This window comes from Alteromonas sp. MMG017 (assembly GCF_018100795.1).
Classification (GTDB): domain Bacteria; phylum Pseudomonadota; class Gammaproteobacteria; order Enterobacterales; family Alteromonadaceae; genus Alteromonas.
The window spans coordinates 199,600-213,896 of sequence record NZ_JAGJDY010000003.1; the positions used below are offsets into that span (position 1 = coordinate 199,600).

At 43.9% G+C, this 14,297-nt stretch carries 11 protein-coding genes and 1 other RNA gene; 5 read left to right on the forward strand and 7 right to left on the reverse strand.

Translation table 11 applies throughout. The features are described 5' to 3' along the window. Positions 1–15 precede the first annotated feature (15 nt). Positions 16–1,905, forward strand: coding sequence for an EAL domain-containing protein (locus J8L84_RS05595; RefSeq protein ID WP_211069833.1), 1,890 nt, complete (start codon positions 16–18; stop codon positions 1,903–1,905). Between the two features lie 40 nt (positions 1,906–1,945). Here J8L84_RS05595 and rnpB read toward each other — a convergent pair. The 4 genes from rnpB to J8L84_RS05615 form a co-directional block, all read right to left on the reverse strand. Next, positions 1,946–2,295: RNase P RNA component class A (gene rnpB / locus J8L84_RS05600), an RNA gene on the reverse strand. 53 nt (positions 2,296–2,348) lie between these two features. Then, positions 2,349–3,809 carry a potassium/proton antiporter gene (locus J8L84_RS05605; RefSeq protein WP_211069834.1) on the reverse strand — a complete coding sequence of 487 codons (1,461 nt, stop codon included), beginning with the start codon at positions 3,807–3,809 and terminating at the stop codon, positions 2,349–2,351. A 92-nt stretch (positions 3,810–3,901) separates the two neighbouring features. After that, a complete protein-coding gene (secD, locus tag J8L84_RS05610; protein WP_211069835.1) occupies positions 3,902–6,541 on the reverse strand; it encodes a protein translocase subunit SecD in 2,640 nt (879 codons plus the stop codon). Between the two features lie 70 nt (positions 6,542–6,611). Continuing rightward, the gene (locus J8L84_RS05615; RefSeq protein WP_211069836.1) at positions 6,612–7,019 is read right to left on the reverse strand and encodes a hypothetical protein; all 408 of its coding nucleotides are present in this window, start codon (positions 7,017–7,019) and stop codon (positions 6,612–6,614) included. A 141-nt stretch (positions 7,020–7,160) separates the two neighbouring features. Here J8L84_RS05615 and J8L84_RS05620 point away from each other — a divergent pair, with 141 nt between their 5' ends. After that, positions 7,161–7,685, forward strand: a complete 525-nt coding sequence (locus J8L84_RS05620) for a YetF domain-containing protein (RefSeq protein WP_211069837.1) — start codon at positions 7,161–7,163, stop codon at positions 7,683–7,685. 27 nt (positions 7,686–7,712) lie between these two features. Here the strand turns inward: J8L84_RS05620 and J8L84_RS05625 are convergent, their stop codons facing one another. Further along, entirely contained in the window at positions 7,713–8,912 is a 1,200-nt protein-coding gene (locus J8L84_RS05625) for a helix-turn-helix domain-containing protein (RefSeq protein ID WP_211069838.1), read from the reverse strand. 199 nt (positions 8,913–9,111) lie between these two features. Between J8L84_RS05625 and J8L84_RS05630 the strand changes: the two genes are divergently transcribed. Further along, positions 9,112–10,011 (forward strand): DUF2306 domain-containing protein, encoded by a 900-nt coding sequence (locus J8L84_RS05630; protein WP_211069839.1) that lies wholly within the window; start codon positions 9,112–9,114, stop codon positions 10,009–10,011. Between the two features lie 111 nt (positions 10,012–10,122). Here the strand turns inward: J8L84_RS05630 and J8L84_RS05635 are convergent, their stop codons facing one another. Beyond that, positions 10,123–10,845 carry a YebC/PmpR family DNA-binding transcriptional regulator gene (locus tag J8L84_RS05635; protein WP_211069840.1) on the reverse strand — a complete coding sequence of 241 codons (723 nt, stop codon included), beginning with the start codon at positions 10,843–10,845 and terminating at the stop codon, positions 10,123–10,125. Positions 10,846–10,965: 120 nt separating this feature from the next. Further along, positions 10,966–12,063 (reverse strand): cell division protein ZapE, encoded by a 1,098-nt coding sequence (zapE, locus tag J8L84_RS05640; protein WP_211069841.1) that lies wholly within the window; start codon positions 12,061–12,063, stop codon positions 10,966–10,968. 263 nt (positions 12,064–12,326) lie between these two features. On the opposite strand from zapE, the gene J8L84_RS05645 reads away from it, so the two are divergent. Together J8L84_RS05645 and J8L84_RS05650 are read left to right on the forward strand one after the other, a co-directional pair. Next, on the forward strand, positions 12,327–12,764 hold the full coding sequence (locus J8L84_RS05645) for a DUF1043 family protein (protein ID WP_211069842.1): 438 nt from the start codon (positions 12,327–12,329) through the stop codon (positions 12,762–12,764). Between the two features lie 80 nt (positions 12,765–12,844). Continuing rightward, complete coding sequence (locus J8L84_RS05650; RefSeq protein ID WP_211069843.1) at positions 12,845–14,212, forward strand: DegQ family serine endoprotease; 1,368 nt, start codon at positions 12,845–12,847, stop codon at positions 14,210–14,212. Positions 14,213–14,297 lie beyond the last annotated feature (85 nt).

Consider the following 14,297-nt stretch of genomic DNA (forward strand, 5'->3'; position numbering starts at 1 on the left):
GAACCCTTGGTAAACATGACTCACACCGTTGAAATTAAAGCAGGTCAACAAGAAATGTTGGCAGTGCGATACCGACGCCGCTATAGGCTCTGTCAAGTTTTAACCATATTAGGCATTATTTTCTTATTTGCGTTAGGGAGTTTTAGCTTAGTCGACGGCGCCGAAGTCCTAGGTACTATATTAATCGTCAACGCCTTGGTCGGCTTACTCAATATTTATTTATTAAAACGTACCGGCAATGTTGAGCGTGCAGCCTCTATTCTAAGTGGCATTCTTTTCTTCTTATCAATGAGCTTAATCATTACAGGCGGTAAACACAATACAGGGATGCTGTGGGTTTACCCTATTGTTGCCATCAATCTATTTATCAATCGCTTTTGGCCGGCTGTATTTTGGTTTGTGATTTTCAGTGTAGCCAGTATTTTACTGCTATTTACGCCTGCTTCTATTTTGTTGATGACTAACTACTCATTCGTAGAAGCAATTCGGTTCATTCTAACCATGTTGGCTCTAAATGCCATTTGCTTGGCCGCCTTGCGGTCAGAGGAGCAAGCTTATAAAACGATTATGCAATTGCATGATGATGATATTCGCAAGATGGCTTATTACGACACGTTGACAGGCCTTCCCAATCGGTGGAGCTTTAAAACTAATCTAGAACGCCTCTTGTCCCGAGCAGAGAAAGATAAACAACGCGTTGGCTTATTGTATATTGACCTAGACAATTTTAAGCAGGTGAATGACCAATACGGCCATGAAGCAGGCGATAGACTATTACTTGAGTTCAGTGAACGACTTTGGGAAGAAATCCGCCCTACTGATCAGCTGCTAAAGCCGCAGACAGAAAGCCTAGCAAGGCTAGCAGGTGATGAATTTGTTGTGCTATTGCCCAATATTAAAGCCCCTCTTGATGCCAGTGTGGTGGCAACACGTATTCTTAATATTTTCGACAGCGGTTTTGAAGTTGATGACGTCATACATATGATATATGCCAGTATTGGCATTGCCGTGTATCCCGATGATGCCTGCGATCCTTCCACGTTACTTCATCATGCCGATGCAGCAATGTACGACGCAAAACATAACGGTCGTAATTGCTTTAAATTTTTCACTCAAAATATAGCCGATACGCTACGCCAACGACAACAAATTGAGAAAGGCTTAAGACAGGCTTTAAATGAAGCACATTTTTCTTTAGTTTATATGCCAATATTCGACTGTAAAGATAACAGCATAGTCGCGGTTGAAGTACTGCTACGCTGTCAAAGCCCTGAGTTAGAGGGGGTTGGTCCTGACGACTTTATACCGGTTGCGGAAGCTACCGGCCTTATCAAAGAAATTGATTTATGGGTGATTGAAAATGCTTTTCAAGCACTAGCAACTCTGCAAAAAGAACATCTATTTAAGGGACAGATTTGCATAAACATTTCAGGGGTGGAGTTGCATAACGACGCATTTCCCGCACAGGTAAAAAACCTATTAGAGCGTTATAGCATTGCCCCAGAAAGTGTAGAGCTTGAGGTTACGGAGACCGCATTTGTAGCCGACGATGTGAGTGCTTTAGAAACCCTTAAAGCACTGAATGAATTAGGGGTGTCTTTAGCACTCGATGATTTTGGCACAGGCTATACGGCATTTAGTCAGTTAATACATTACCCTGCTGACTGTCTGAAAATTGACCGCTCTTTTGTTAACGATCTTTTTTCGGAACGCGAAGCTCGCAATAAGATGGTGATGATTATTCAAAATTTGGCAAAGCTTTACGATCTTCGCGTTATTGCCGAAGGCGTTGAAACTGAAGCGCAGATGACATATCTACGAGAAAACGGCTGTGACTGGGCACAAGGATATTATTTATCGCGCCCGTTACCTTGGGATAACTTACTCGAATTATTGAGCGCTTGAAGGAATGGTAAGTGAAACAAGCGCTTCACTTACGAAAAAAAGGTGGAGTTGGCCGATAAGCCGGGTTCTGTCGTGGGCAACCATTCCTCTAGATCAGCAATTACTCACTGATTCAAGCAACCTACCCGATCCCCATGCGGGCCACACGTTAAGGGATCCTATTTGGTCTTGCTCCGGGTGGAGTTTACCTTGCCACAACCTGTTACCAGGTGTGCGGTGCGCTCTTACCGCACCCTTTCAGCCTTACCGGCCATTGCTGGCGTAGGCGGTCTTCTCTCTGCTGCACTTGTCGTCGGCTCGCGCCGCCCAGACGTTATCTGGCACCCTGCCCTTTGGAGCCCGGACTTTCCTCCCCTTTCTTACGAAAGCGGCGATTGCCTGGCCAACTCCGCGGCGCATTCTACATGAAGATGGCCTATTTAGCGACAATCACTTGGCAGCTTTTAAGTATCGCCGTAAAAGCAGGTCTCTACGATGTTTTTATCCAGCAGTTTTGTGATGACAAAAACCTGATCTTCTGCCTGTAATACCGTGCTTCCTTTGGGAATAAGCGTACTTTCACCACGGGCGACTAACGCCACAACAGTATCTTCGGGTAACCCCAACTCTGAAATACTTTTGCCTGTTGAGGCAGACATAGAGTGAAGCACTATTTCAATGAGCTCCCGTTTATCTTTTGCCACTTTAACGATTTCTAGCGTATTCGACTCCCCCCGAGGATTATCGAGTACTAAACCTAATTTACGTGCGGCAAAGGGTAAACTTGACCCTTGTAGCAAGGCTGAAATCATCACAATGAAAAATACCACATTAAAAATAAGCTCAGCGCTGGGTAATTCAAAAATTAGCGGAAAAATAGCCAAGATTATAGGCACAGAACCACGAAGCCCTACCCAAGAAATAAGCACCGAGGCTTTAAATGAAAACCGGCTTAATAATAACAATGGCATTGCCACCAGCGGCCGAGCCACAAAAATAAGCACTACCGCAATTAACAAGCCTTCTTTCCATGTGTGTAAAAGTTCAGAAGGCGTTACCAGCAAGCCTAAAATAACGAACATTGCAATTTGACTTAGCCACGCTAGGCCATCAATGAATACAAAGGTATTTCGTTGATAGGAAAATCGGCTATTACCTACGATTACGCCGGTAATAAACGTCGCCAAAAAGCCGCTGCCATTTAAGTTCGCCGCTAAACCAAAGGCCAACACCCCAAACAACATAACGAATACGGGATATAAACCTATTGCCATAAGGGTTACGCGCCTAAATAGCGCCACCGCTAAGCCCCCTACCACGGCACCTGTAATTGCACCCACCCCCATTTGGCTGGCAAACAACAGGGCTAATTCTGACGCCTTTGTACTGCTATCTTGAATAAGGGTGATAAGACCAACCGTGAGGAATATGGCCATTGGATCGTTTGATGCACTTTCCAGCTCTAGGGTTGCTTTTAGTCTTGATGGAATAGAAATACCCGCATTACGAAGTACAGAGAATACGGCCGCCGCATCGGTAGAACCGACAATGGCACCAAGCAATAATCCCAGATAAAGGGGCAAGTCGAGAATATACATGGCCGCTACACCCGTTATTGCCGCGGTACCAACCACGCCAAAAGAGGCGAGTAATGCAGCAGGCTTCCACGCCCGCCTAATAGACTTCTTTGAAGTTTGAAGCCCACCGTCAAATAGAATGAGGATAAGTGCGAAGGTTCCTATGGAATGGGCGGCATCGGCATTGTCAAAAGAAATTCGACCGATACCATCTTCACCAGCAAGCATACCCACCCCCAAAAAAAGAACGAGTACAGGTACACCAAAACGAGGAGACAGTTTGCTGACCAACACGCCGAAAATGGCTAATAAAGCACTGAGTAGAATGATGTGGTCTACGGCAAACACAAGTTATCTCCTTCTAACATAATAGTATTGAAGTATATAGATGAAATGGGCAAAGCGGTATTTTACCGCCCTACCTATTTCGATTTAAGCACTTAAGGTATATGTGCCAGCGACGCTTTTACCTCCTCGGCTGTTGGCCGAAGCTGTGCTTTCCCCTTTTGCTCTCTGCGTTTACCCAACATATGGAGTAACGATGAAGTAATAAACAAAGTAGATGAGGTGCCTATAACAACGGCAAATACCATGGGTACGGCAAAACTATTAACGGCGTCTCCCCCAACTAGCGCCATAGGTAACAACGCGAGCAACGTGGTTAACGAGGTAAATACCGTTCTGCTAAGCGTGCTATTTACCGCTTCATTAATAATATCAGCCAGCGAGCGCTCTGGGCTAATTCGCAGTAACTCTCTAACGCGGTCTAACACTACCACTTTATCGTTAATTGAATACCCGATTAAGGCCAGTAGCGCGGCCACCGCGGTAAGATTAAATTCAATACCGGTTAAGGCAATAAACCCAATGGTTTTGGTTAAATCAAGCAGCACGGTAAGTAAGGCCGCGGTAGCAAAATGCGCTTCAAACTGAAACCATAGATAGGCCAGCATACCGCCACCCGCAATCAGCAAAGCCAAAATGGAAAGATCGGCAAAACCATCACTTACTTTCGGCCCCACAACATCAACCTTGTTAAATACCACCGTACTGTCAGCGTCTTGTATCACCTGTTTTAGCGCTTCAATGTTGCTGCCTTGCGTGGCAACTGTATTAGCGTCGGTATTTGTACCGGTATTGGCTCCTGTATTTGCTCCTATATTAGATAAAGCGTTCGATTGTTCCGATACTGGTGCACGTAATAAGTACTGATTCTTTGCGCCATACTCTTGAATAGTAATATCTTCAAAGTGGTGCTCTTTTAACACTGTGCGCAACTGTTCCGTAGAAAGCTGCGGCGCAGAAATTTCCATCATAGTGCCGCCAGTAAAGTCTACGCCATATTGCAGGCCAGGCTTAACGAAGAGCGCCATTGAGCACAGGGTTAATATCAGTGACACGCTCAACGCTAATTTTTTAGACTTTAAAAAGTTAAACGGCCCCAATTTATCGGCCATGACTAACAATGGAGAAGATAAATTAATCGGCTCTCTTTGGTGCTTGCGAATTGCCCGTTGCATTAGCAATTTAGTGAGCGCTACCGAGGTAAACAGCGAGGTTATCAATCCTATCGCAATGGTTACCGCAAAGCCTTTCACCGGTCCGCTGCCAAAAACAAAAAGCAAGCTAACTGCTATTAGCGTGGTGAAATTTGAATCTACAATGGTACCAAACGCCTTTTCAAAACCAATTTTAAGCGCGCTACCTGCTGGCCGCCCTTTTTTCGTTTCCTCACGAATACGTTCATTAATTAGGATATTCGCATCTACTGCCATGCCCATGGTGAGTATTAGCCCAGCAATACCAGGGAGAGTAAGTGTGGCACCAAAGAGGGTAAGCACGCCAAAGACCAGTGCCATATTCACCGTAAGCGCTACACTCGCAATCGCGCCCCAACGGCCATAAATGGCCAGCATAAAGACTAAAACACCCAGTGCCCCTGCAATGCCGCTTTTCACTCCGGTTTCAATGGCATCGCTTCCTAAATCAGGCCCAACGGTACGCTCTTCAATAATATGCAGTGGAACGGGCAATGCCCCTGTGCGCAGCATGAGTGCCACATCTTGTGCTTCACTCATGGTAAAGCTACCGGTAATTTCGCCTCTTCCACCGGGAATAACACTATTGATAACTGGTGCAGTGACTACCGTGTCATCTAATACAACTGCCAGCACGCGGCCTATATTGTTTTTAGTCATGGTGGCGAATTGCCGCGCACCGTCATTATCTAAACGAAACGTCACCACGGGTTGACTGGTTTCAGGGCTAAACACCGCTGCCGCATCGGTAATATGCTCACCTTCTAGTGCCACATGCTTTTCAAGCAAATACTGCCTGTCGTTAATGTCACTTCGCGTAAAACTGTCGTTATTGTTCACCTGAGTTTGCCAATGAAAACGCATTTGTGCCGTTGTACCTAGCAAGGCTTTTACATTGGAAGGGTCTGAAATGCCGGGCATTTGCACTAAAATAGCATCGCTACCTTGGCGGGTAACACTGGGTTCTGTGAGGCCAGTTTCGTCAAGTCGTTTACGCACAACTTCGAGGCTGCGATCAATAGCATCTTTTACTACTGCTGCTTGGTATTCCTCAGTAAGCTCAAGGACAATCGCATTCCCTTTTTGGCTAATACCTTTTGCAGCAATACCTTTTGGAGCAGTGCTTTGCTGGATAACGCTTTGCTGTGTAAGAAGAAGCGCGCTACTACCGTTAGACTGCAGCGACACTTCACTTGCCCGTTGTTTTACTTTGTAAAGGTCGTCGGGGTTCGAAAGTGTAAATTGAACACTTAGCCCTTGTTTAGAAGCATGTTTAACGTAGCGAATATTTTGTTCTCTTAAGTCACTAAAAAGCGCTGAAGAATAGGTGTCTAACTGCCGAGCAAATAACGCATCGGTATCCGCTTCTAACAATAAGTGAGAACCACCTTGTAAATCCAAACCAAGGGAAAGCGTGTGTTGGCTGTACCACTGTGGTACATGCTGGCGCAGAGAATCGGGTAAAATATTGGGGGCGGCGCTAAGTAGGCCTAGTAATATAACTAGCGCATACACCAGGCCACGAAATGAAAATCGTGTCATAAAAAGTCCTGCAATAAACCTTTAAAAAATGAGAAGCACTGCAAGTGCAGCGCGTGATATCAGTAAGGTATTACAGAGAAGAAGGCGGGCCGCGACTCGATATGCCCTTCCAGTGAAAGGTAATATATTCAAAAGGTTTGCTAAAGATAGCACCCGAGAAGTTGACGAGAACTATATTGAGTCGATACCCGCCGGGCAGTAGATGTTGATCAGAATTATCTACATCAGCGTCTTGCTGTTGACTATGCTGGGCAAACCCAAAGCGCGTAGCAACAGAAAGTCCAAAATCGGAAAAGGATATCTGCGGGGTTTGTTCGTTAAACGAAGCCGTATCATTCGTGGAATAAGCTGAAAATGGTGCGCTGAATACAAGCACCGACACCACAATAGAAAACACCCACGCGTAAACTGAAGACGCGTAGTTTTTCTGAAATGATGAGTGATCGTCATTGAGACGTTCAGGCTTGAAACGATGCATGAGAGCGGTAGTGATAACTTTTTATTATTCCGTTGCGCTGTATATGGGTATGAAATAGTAAAAATCAAACCGAAGAATACTAATCTCTTTGTCTACTAACACGGTATAAACAATGTTAATCACCATGTTAAGGAGAACATCATGTTTAGCGCCGTACCTACTCTGGATATACTGCTTAAAGGCTTACTGCTAACCACCATGAGCATGTTTTGGGTGGTGTTGCTGGTACGAGTGAATGGACTACGTTCTTTTTCAAAAATGACCAATTTTGATTTCGTGATGACAGTGGCAGTAGGTTCGTTACTAGCAAGTGCGTCTCAAACCAATAGTTGGAGCGCGTTCTTTCAGGCCATGATTGCTATGGCAGCACTGTTCTTAGTGCAGTTCGTAACAGCACGATTACGCAGACGCTCCGATAAAATTGAAGCACTGATGCAAAATACCCCTGTTATATTAATGCGCGACGGTGAAATTATTGATTCCGCGCTAGCTGAAACCCGGGTGGCTCGTAGCGATCTTATGGCAAAGCTTCGAGAAGCAAACGTACTAGACATGCAACAGGTTAGAGCGGTAGTGCTGGAAACCACAGGCGACATTTCAGTGCTTCATGGCAACCATTGTGCAGATGAAGTGCTAGAAGGGACGAGAACAATTCAAAAAGAGTAAGGCTCTGTTTAATCTGCGTTGATTGTTTTATAGGTTCGGCACACTATAAGTCATCGTACTCCCCTGTTTCCTATATTCATTCGGCATTTGCCCTGAGATAGCTTTAAACACCCGATTGAATGTTGCTAAGGATGAAAACCCACTCTCTAATGCTATTACTAAAATACTCCATTGCTGGCATTCGTTATCTCGTAATAGTTGCTTAGCATGCTTTACCCTAAACTGATTCACAAACAAGTTAAAGTTGGCCGCAGCAAAGTAGCCTCTTATGGCTTTACTGACTTTATATTCCGAGGTATTTAACGCTTGCGCTAAATGAGCTATTTTTAAATTTGGTTGTAAAAATATTTTTTCTTGATGAATTAACGTATTTATTCCTTTCACGATAGCCATATCAATTGCTTCATCTTGTTGTATTGCGTCGCCCTCACTACTAGTGCTAGTAAGATAAGAAGAATCAGAGATGACGACATTTAATGACTGACTAGGTGTGCCAGCGTTCACTTGGTTTCGTGGTTCATTCTGTTGGTGGTTTTTTATTTGTCCACGTAGCTGAACACTCATTTTTTGCGAGTGAACCACGTACTGAATGGCGCCAAGAATTAGCATTGCCGAAGAACATATTAACCAAGGTGCATAATATTCAATCTCTGTAGGCGTGAATAGAAATTTAGGTAATATTGATGAGTTAAATAGGCCAAGAAAAAAGGCTGTGGCAAAGACTATCGACTGGCGCTTTTGGATGCTATTTTTGTTCTCGAACCCGCGCAAAGCTTCCCAAAACGACAACGCTAAAATGCTTGATGAAAGCAAGGTCGTAATTTCATTCATTCCCTGTTTAAGTTTAAGCATCTGTGCTTGGTTTAACAGGTGTGTAATATCGCTCGATACTACTAAGTGCCACGTTTGATTAAATATCACTAACCCTGCTACCACAAGTGCTACCGCAATATGCCTGCGGCTTAAGGGCTTATGTTCTCGAAATAGCGTTCTTGCAATTAACCAAACCACATTGCATGTGGCACAGGTTGCTAGCCCAATAACATACTGATACACGCCAAGAGTATCAGCACTTAATTTCTGCGTGGCCACCATACAAAGCGATGCACTAAATATGGCGACTAAATAGTTTACCGATTGCTTATCATTTTTGAATGCATGGGTAAGCATTATGCTCAAACTACAGCACACTAAAAGGTAATAAGGTAAATCGCTTTGCCACGCCACAGGGGTTCTACGCCTTAATATATATCTCTGTCCTCAGTGTAAGAAGAATCGCCGCTAAGCACAAAAGAACTTTGTTAAGGAGTATGTCAAAAGTCCCAACTAAAGGTATTCATTTTTCGAATTTGAGAAGAATGAGCCCTTATTTTCTTTACGATAGAGGGACATTAAAGGGCAAAGCATTTATTCAAGAGGCAAAGACATGTTGGCGAAAAGTACCTTAGCACCCAATTCTATAAACCCTGAAACCCTAGCATCTGATCCACTAACACCTACTACCTTATCGGCCGCATCGAAGCTGTACGATACCAGTCAGAAAATAGGATTTTCTTGCTTGCTTATCACACAAGCTTTCTTTGTGAGTTACCTGATTGCAGGTTATGGCTTTACAGGTATAACCCAAGGGGTATCTCAATGGAATCGCTTTAACAGCACGGCCTTTGTTGCGGGAGATTCACTTGGCAATGCCATGTATGGTGCACATGTTTTATTGGCGATAGTGATGATCATTGGCGGAAGCTTGCAACTTATTCCAGTCATTAGGCGTAAATATAAAACCTTTCATAAATACAATGGCCGGCTTTTTGTCACTCTTGCATGCAGTATTTCATTAGCAGGTATGTATCTTCTTCTATCCAGGGGCACCGTAGGCAACCCTTTGCTACATGGGTTAACGGCTTTTTCGGGCGGAATGGTGATTGTAAGTAGTTTCTTTGCGATTCGCGCGATAAGAAACGCCAATGTGGCACTACATCAACGATGGGCGCTACATTTATTTTTAGCCGCCAATGGCGTGCTCTTTTTTAGGCTGTTCATTTTCGCTTGGATGACATTATTTGGCACTCTTGGTATTAATACCGCAAACTTTACTGGCCCTGCAGTAATAAGTGTAAGTGTGCTGTCCTACGTAGCACCTCATATTATTGCGCAGCTAATATGGATGGTTAACGTTAATGCTACCGACAGTGCTATTGGCAATAGCAATCGAACTTCCCTACTAAAACACCTCATAAGCGTAACGCTGTTGGTTGTCTCTGCTATCTTTCTTATTGGTCTTTTTGGCTTAACATTGGGGAGCTGGTATCCGGCAGTTATCGCCTAGGGTTTGCTATAATATTTCTGGCTAGGCATTTGTACATTTCCCTTTTTTCTAAACAAACAAAAAAGCCCTCAAAACAGAGGGCTTTTAAATAACGTAGCGTACTAAAAGCGTTTAGTTCGGTGTTATACCATTATGGTAAACGTCTTGTACGTCGTCGCAGTCGTTCAACATGTCCATGAATTTTTCGAACATAGGCATGTCTTCTTCGCTGATCTCTGATTCCGTTTGCGGGATCCAGCTCATCTCTTCTGCGTCGAAGCTAATATCTGGGTAGGCTTGGGTAAGTGCAGTTTTAACTTGGAAGTACTCAGTATGCGGCGCATAAACGGTAATTTTGCCGTCTTCGCCTTCCACTTCAGTCACATCAACATCTGCTTCCATCAAAACTTCTAAAATAGCGTCTTCGTCGTCGCCATCAAATTGGAATACGGCTTGGTGATCGAACATGTGCGACACCGCGCCTTGTGCGCCAAGCTTTGCATTAGTTTTAGTAAAGCAGTTACGTACTTCAGTAATGGTACGGTTAGCGTTGTCAGAAAGACAATCCACAATAACCATGCAGTTGCCTGGGCCGAAACCTTCATAACGCATAGGTTGAAAGTCTTCACCCGCGCCACCAGCGGCTTTATCAATAGCTTTATCGATAACGTGACCTGGTACTTGGTCTTTTTTCGCTTTTTCCATTAAACGGCGAAGTGATAAGTTAGTATCTGGATCGGCGCCGCCGTTTTTAGCACACACGTAAATTTCTTTACCGTACTTAGAATACACTTTAGTTTTCGCGCCAGCGGTCTTGGCCATGGCGGCTTTTCTTACTTCGAATGCTCTTCCCATCTTAAGATTCTCTTTTTTACAAATGGAGTTCTGCCATCAGTAGCAGAAAAAATTGAGCAAATTCTACCGATTTTATGCCCAACAATACAGTGCCACGGGCACTCTCGCTGTTTTTATTCGTTAAGGTAAGTGCTCAGTGGCTAAGTATTCGTGCGATTGCATTTCGCTCAAACGGCTTAAACAGCGTCTAAATTCAAAGTTTAGCAACCCCTCGCCGTACAAATTGTCCATCGCGACTTCGGCAGAAATAATCAGCTTTACATGGCGTTCGTAAAATTCATCTACCATGGCAATAAAGCGGCGTGCAACATCGTCATTGTGTTGACCCATCTCTTTTACGTTAGCCAATAACACTGAGTGGTAACAACGACTTAGCTCGATATAATCGCTTTGACTTCGCGGGCCACCGCACAGCGCATTAAATTCTATCATTAACACACCATCAGCATCTCTAAGGGTGTCTATTTGCCTGTTATTCACTTCTATTGTTTGGTTTTCTGAACCCGCTTCAGGTGCTAGCTGCGTAAAGTAACTATGTAAATTCTTAATCGCATCGCCATCAAGGGGGTAATGATAAATTTCTGCTTGTTCAAGAGTACGAAGCCGATAGTCCACACCACTATCTACATTTATCACACGTGTATTTTGATTGATTAAATCGATAGCCGGTAAAAAGCGTGCACGCTGAAGGCCATTTTTGTACAAGTCATCTGGAACAATGTTTGATGTTGCCACCAGCACAATGCCATAGCCGAAAAGCTCTTCCATTAGCGTGCCTAAGATCATGGCATCGGTAATGTCAGATACAAAAAACTCATCAAAACAAATTACCTTGGTTTCTTTGGCTAACTTGGCCGCAATGGTTTTTAACGGGTCTTGTGCGTTGGTAAGCTGCTTAAGCTCGTCATGAATTCGGTGCATAAACCGGTGAAAGTGCACACGCATTTTATTTTCAAACGGCAGGCAATCGTAAAAGGTATCTACCAAATAGGTTTTTCCTCTACCTACACCGCCATAAAAGTAAATACCTTGAATGCCAGCGTTCTTTTGGCCTTTACCAAATGCCGACTTAAGCTTTACCCGCCACGTATGTTTTTTCTCTGGCTGGGTTAACTCCTCAAATAAACGCTGTAATTCTTTAACCGCATTTTCTTGTGCTGCATCGTACTGAAATTCAGGCGACGTCAAATCTGCTTGATATTTTTCCCATGGCGTCATCGCCTATTCCACTCCCGCAAAATGTCAATAGTGGCCGTGGCTGCACCGACCTGCTTGAAATTATCAATTATGACCTTAATTTTAATGGAAATCACGGTAGAATCGTACCTAGTTAATTTGCATAGCTCGTATAAACACAATTAATGCGATCTCTATGCGCTTTTCATACTGGCTCTTGCTATATTCAAGTAATGGTCGAATGCATTAGGTAGCACGTATCAAGGTGTACTTAATGTGAGTAGTACGTTAATTCGGAGAATAGAATGGAACTGTTAGTGTCTCTTGCTTTACTAGTGGTGGGTTTAATCATTGGCTTTTTTATAGGTCGTTTTGTACAAACCAAAACGGGCGGGAATAACGCGGCTCAAACAGAGCAGCAAGTGAAAGAGATATTAGCTCAGCAAGCTCAACATCACATTCATCAAACCCGTCAAAGCCTTGAAGGTATTGAAGGTCAGTGCGAAACACTGAAGCAACAAATTGAAGAATACGAAGCATTGCTTACGCAAAGCAGTGACGATGAAGACGCCAAAGTGCCCTTTTATGGCGAACAAGCGACGTCTTACCTTCGCAACAATTTAAAAAGTTCTGAAAAGTCTAAAGTGAATAAAGTATCCGACACCCAACCAAAAGATTTTGCGAATTCAGGGTCGGGGCTATTCGTCGGCGGTTCTGAGCAATCTACCGCAGACAAGTCATAATTTAGGAACTTTTTCAGTTATTTCAGAGTCTTTAGTAAAATGATTCAATATCGCAATAACCTGAAGGAGTATAAGCGAGCATGAAAGTGTCTTTTCGTCAGTATGTCGTGGCGTCTGCAGTATTAGTAAGTTCTCTTGGCTTTAGCGTGAACTCTTATGCGGCATTGCCGTTCTTTTCAGATAAAAAGGATGAGGTGCCCTCTCTAGCTCCCATGCTAGAAGAAGCAACACCCGCAGTGGTAAGTATTGCCGTTGAGGGAACGCAAACCTCTCGTCAACAAGTGCCGGAGATGTTCAGGTATTTCTTTGGCGCTCCGCAAGAGCAAGTACAAGAACGACCATTTAAAGGTCTTGGCTCGGGTGTAATTATTGATGCAGATAAAGGCTACGTGGTTACCAATAACCATGTTGTAGACAATGCTGATGAAATTACGGTGAAGCTTACCGATGGCCGTGAATTTACCGCAAAAAAACTAGGTTCTGATGAACAAAGTGATATTGCGTTGTTAAAAATCGACTCAGATAATCTTACTGCATTGCCGTTAGCAGATTCAGATGCATTAAGAGTGGGTGATTTTGTGGTAGCTATTGGTAATCCTTTTGGTTTATCACAAACGGTTACCTCGGGTATTGTTAGTGCGCTTGGCCGTTCTGGTTTGAATATTGGTGGTTATGAAGATTTCATTCAAACCGACGCTGCGATTAACCGCGGTAATTCTGGCGGAGCACTGGTTAGCTTACGCGGAGAGCTAGTAGGTATAAATACGGCTATCTTCGGGCCTAATGGCGGTAACGTGGGAATTGGCTTCGCTATTCCTAGCAATATGATGAAAAGCTTAGTTGATCAAATTGCTGAATATGGTGAAGTTCGTCGCGGCCTATTGGGTATTTTAGGTAGCGATATAGACGCAGGTCTGGCAGAAGCCATGAACGCTGATGTCAATATTGGTGCTTTTGTTAGCGAAGTAACACCAGAGTCTGCAGCAGATAAAGCAGGTATCCAAGCGGGTGATATTATTACCGGCATTAATGGCAGAAACTTGCATAGCTTCCAAGAACTAAGAGCCAAAATCTCTAGTATGGGTGCGGGTGCTGAAGTTGAACTTACCGTGATGCGCAAAGGTAAGAAGATGGATTTGGATGTGGTACTTGGTGACGCAACACAGTCAACGGTAACGGCAGCCCAAATACATCCGGCACTTGAAGGCGCTACGCTAACCAATGGTACTGATGAAGCAGGTAATGCGGGCGTGGTAATTTCTGAACTGGCTAATGGCAGCCCTGCTGCACGTATTGGCTTGAAGCCTGATGATATTGTGATGGGTGTGAACCGCCTACGCACTCCATCTGTGGCTGAATTTAGAGATGCGTTAGATAAAGCAAAAGGGGTTATTGCCCTAAATGTTAAACGTGGAAACTCTACGCTTTACTTATTGATTCGTCAGTAGTTGTCTCGAACTTATGCATTAAAACAGCGCCCAAAGGCGCTGTTTTTTTATGTGTAATTCACCGAAAATGTAGGTTTGCCGTAAA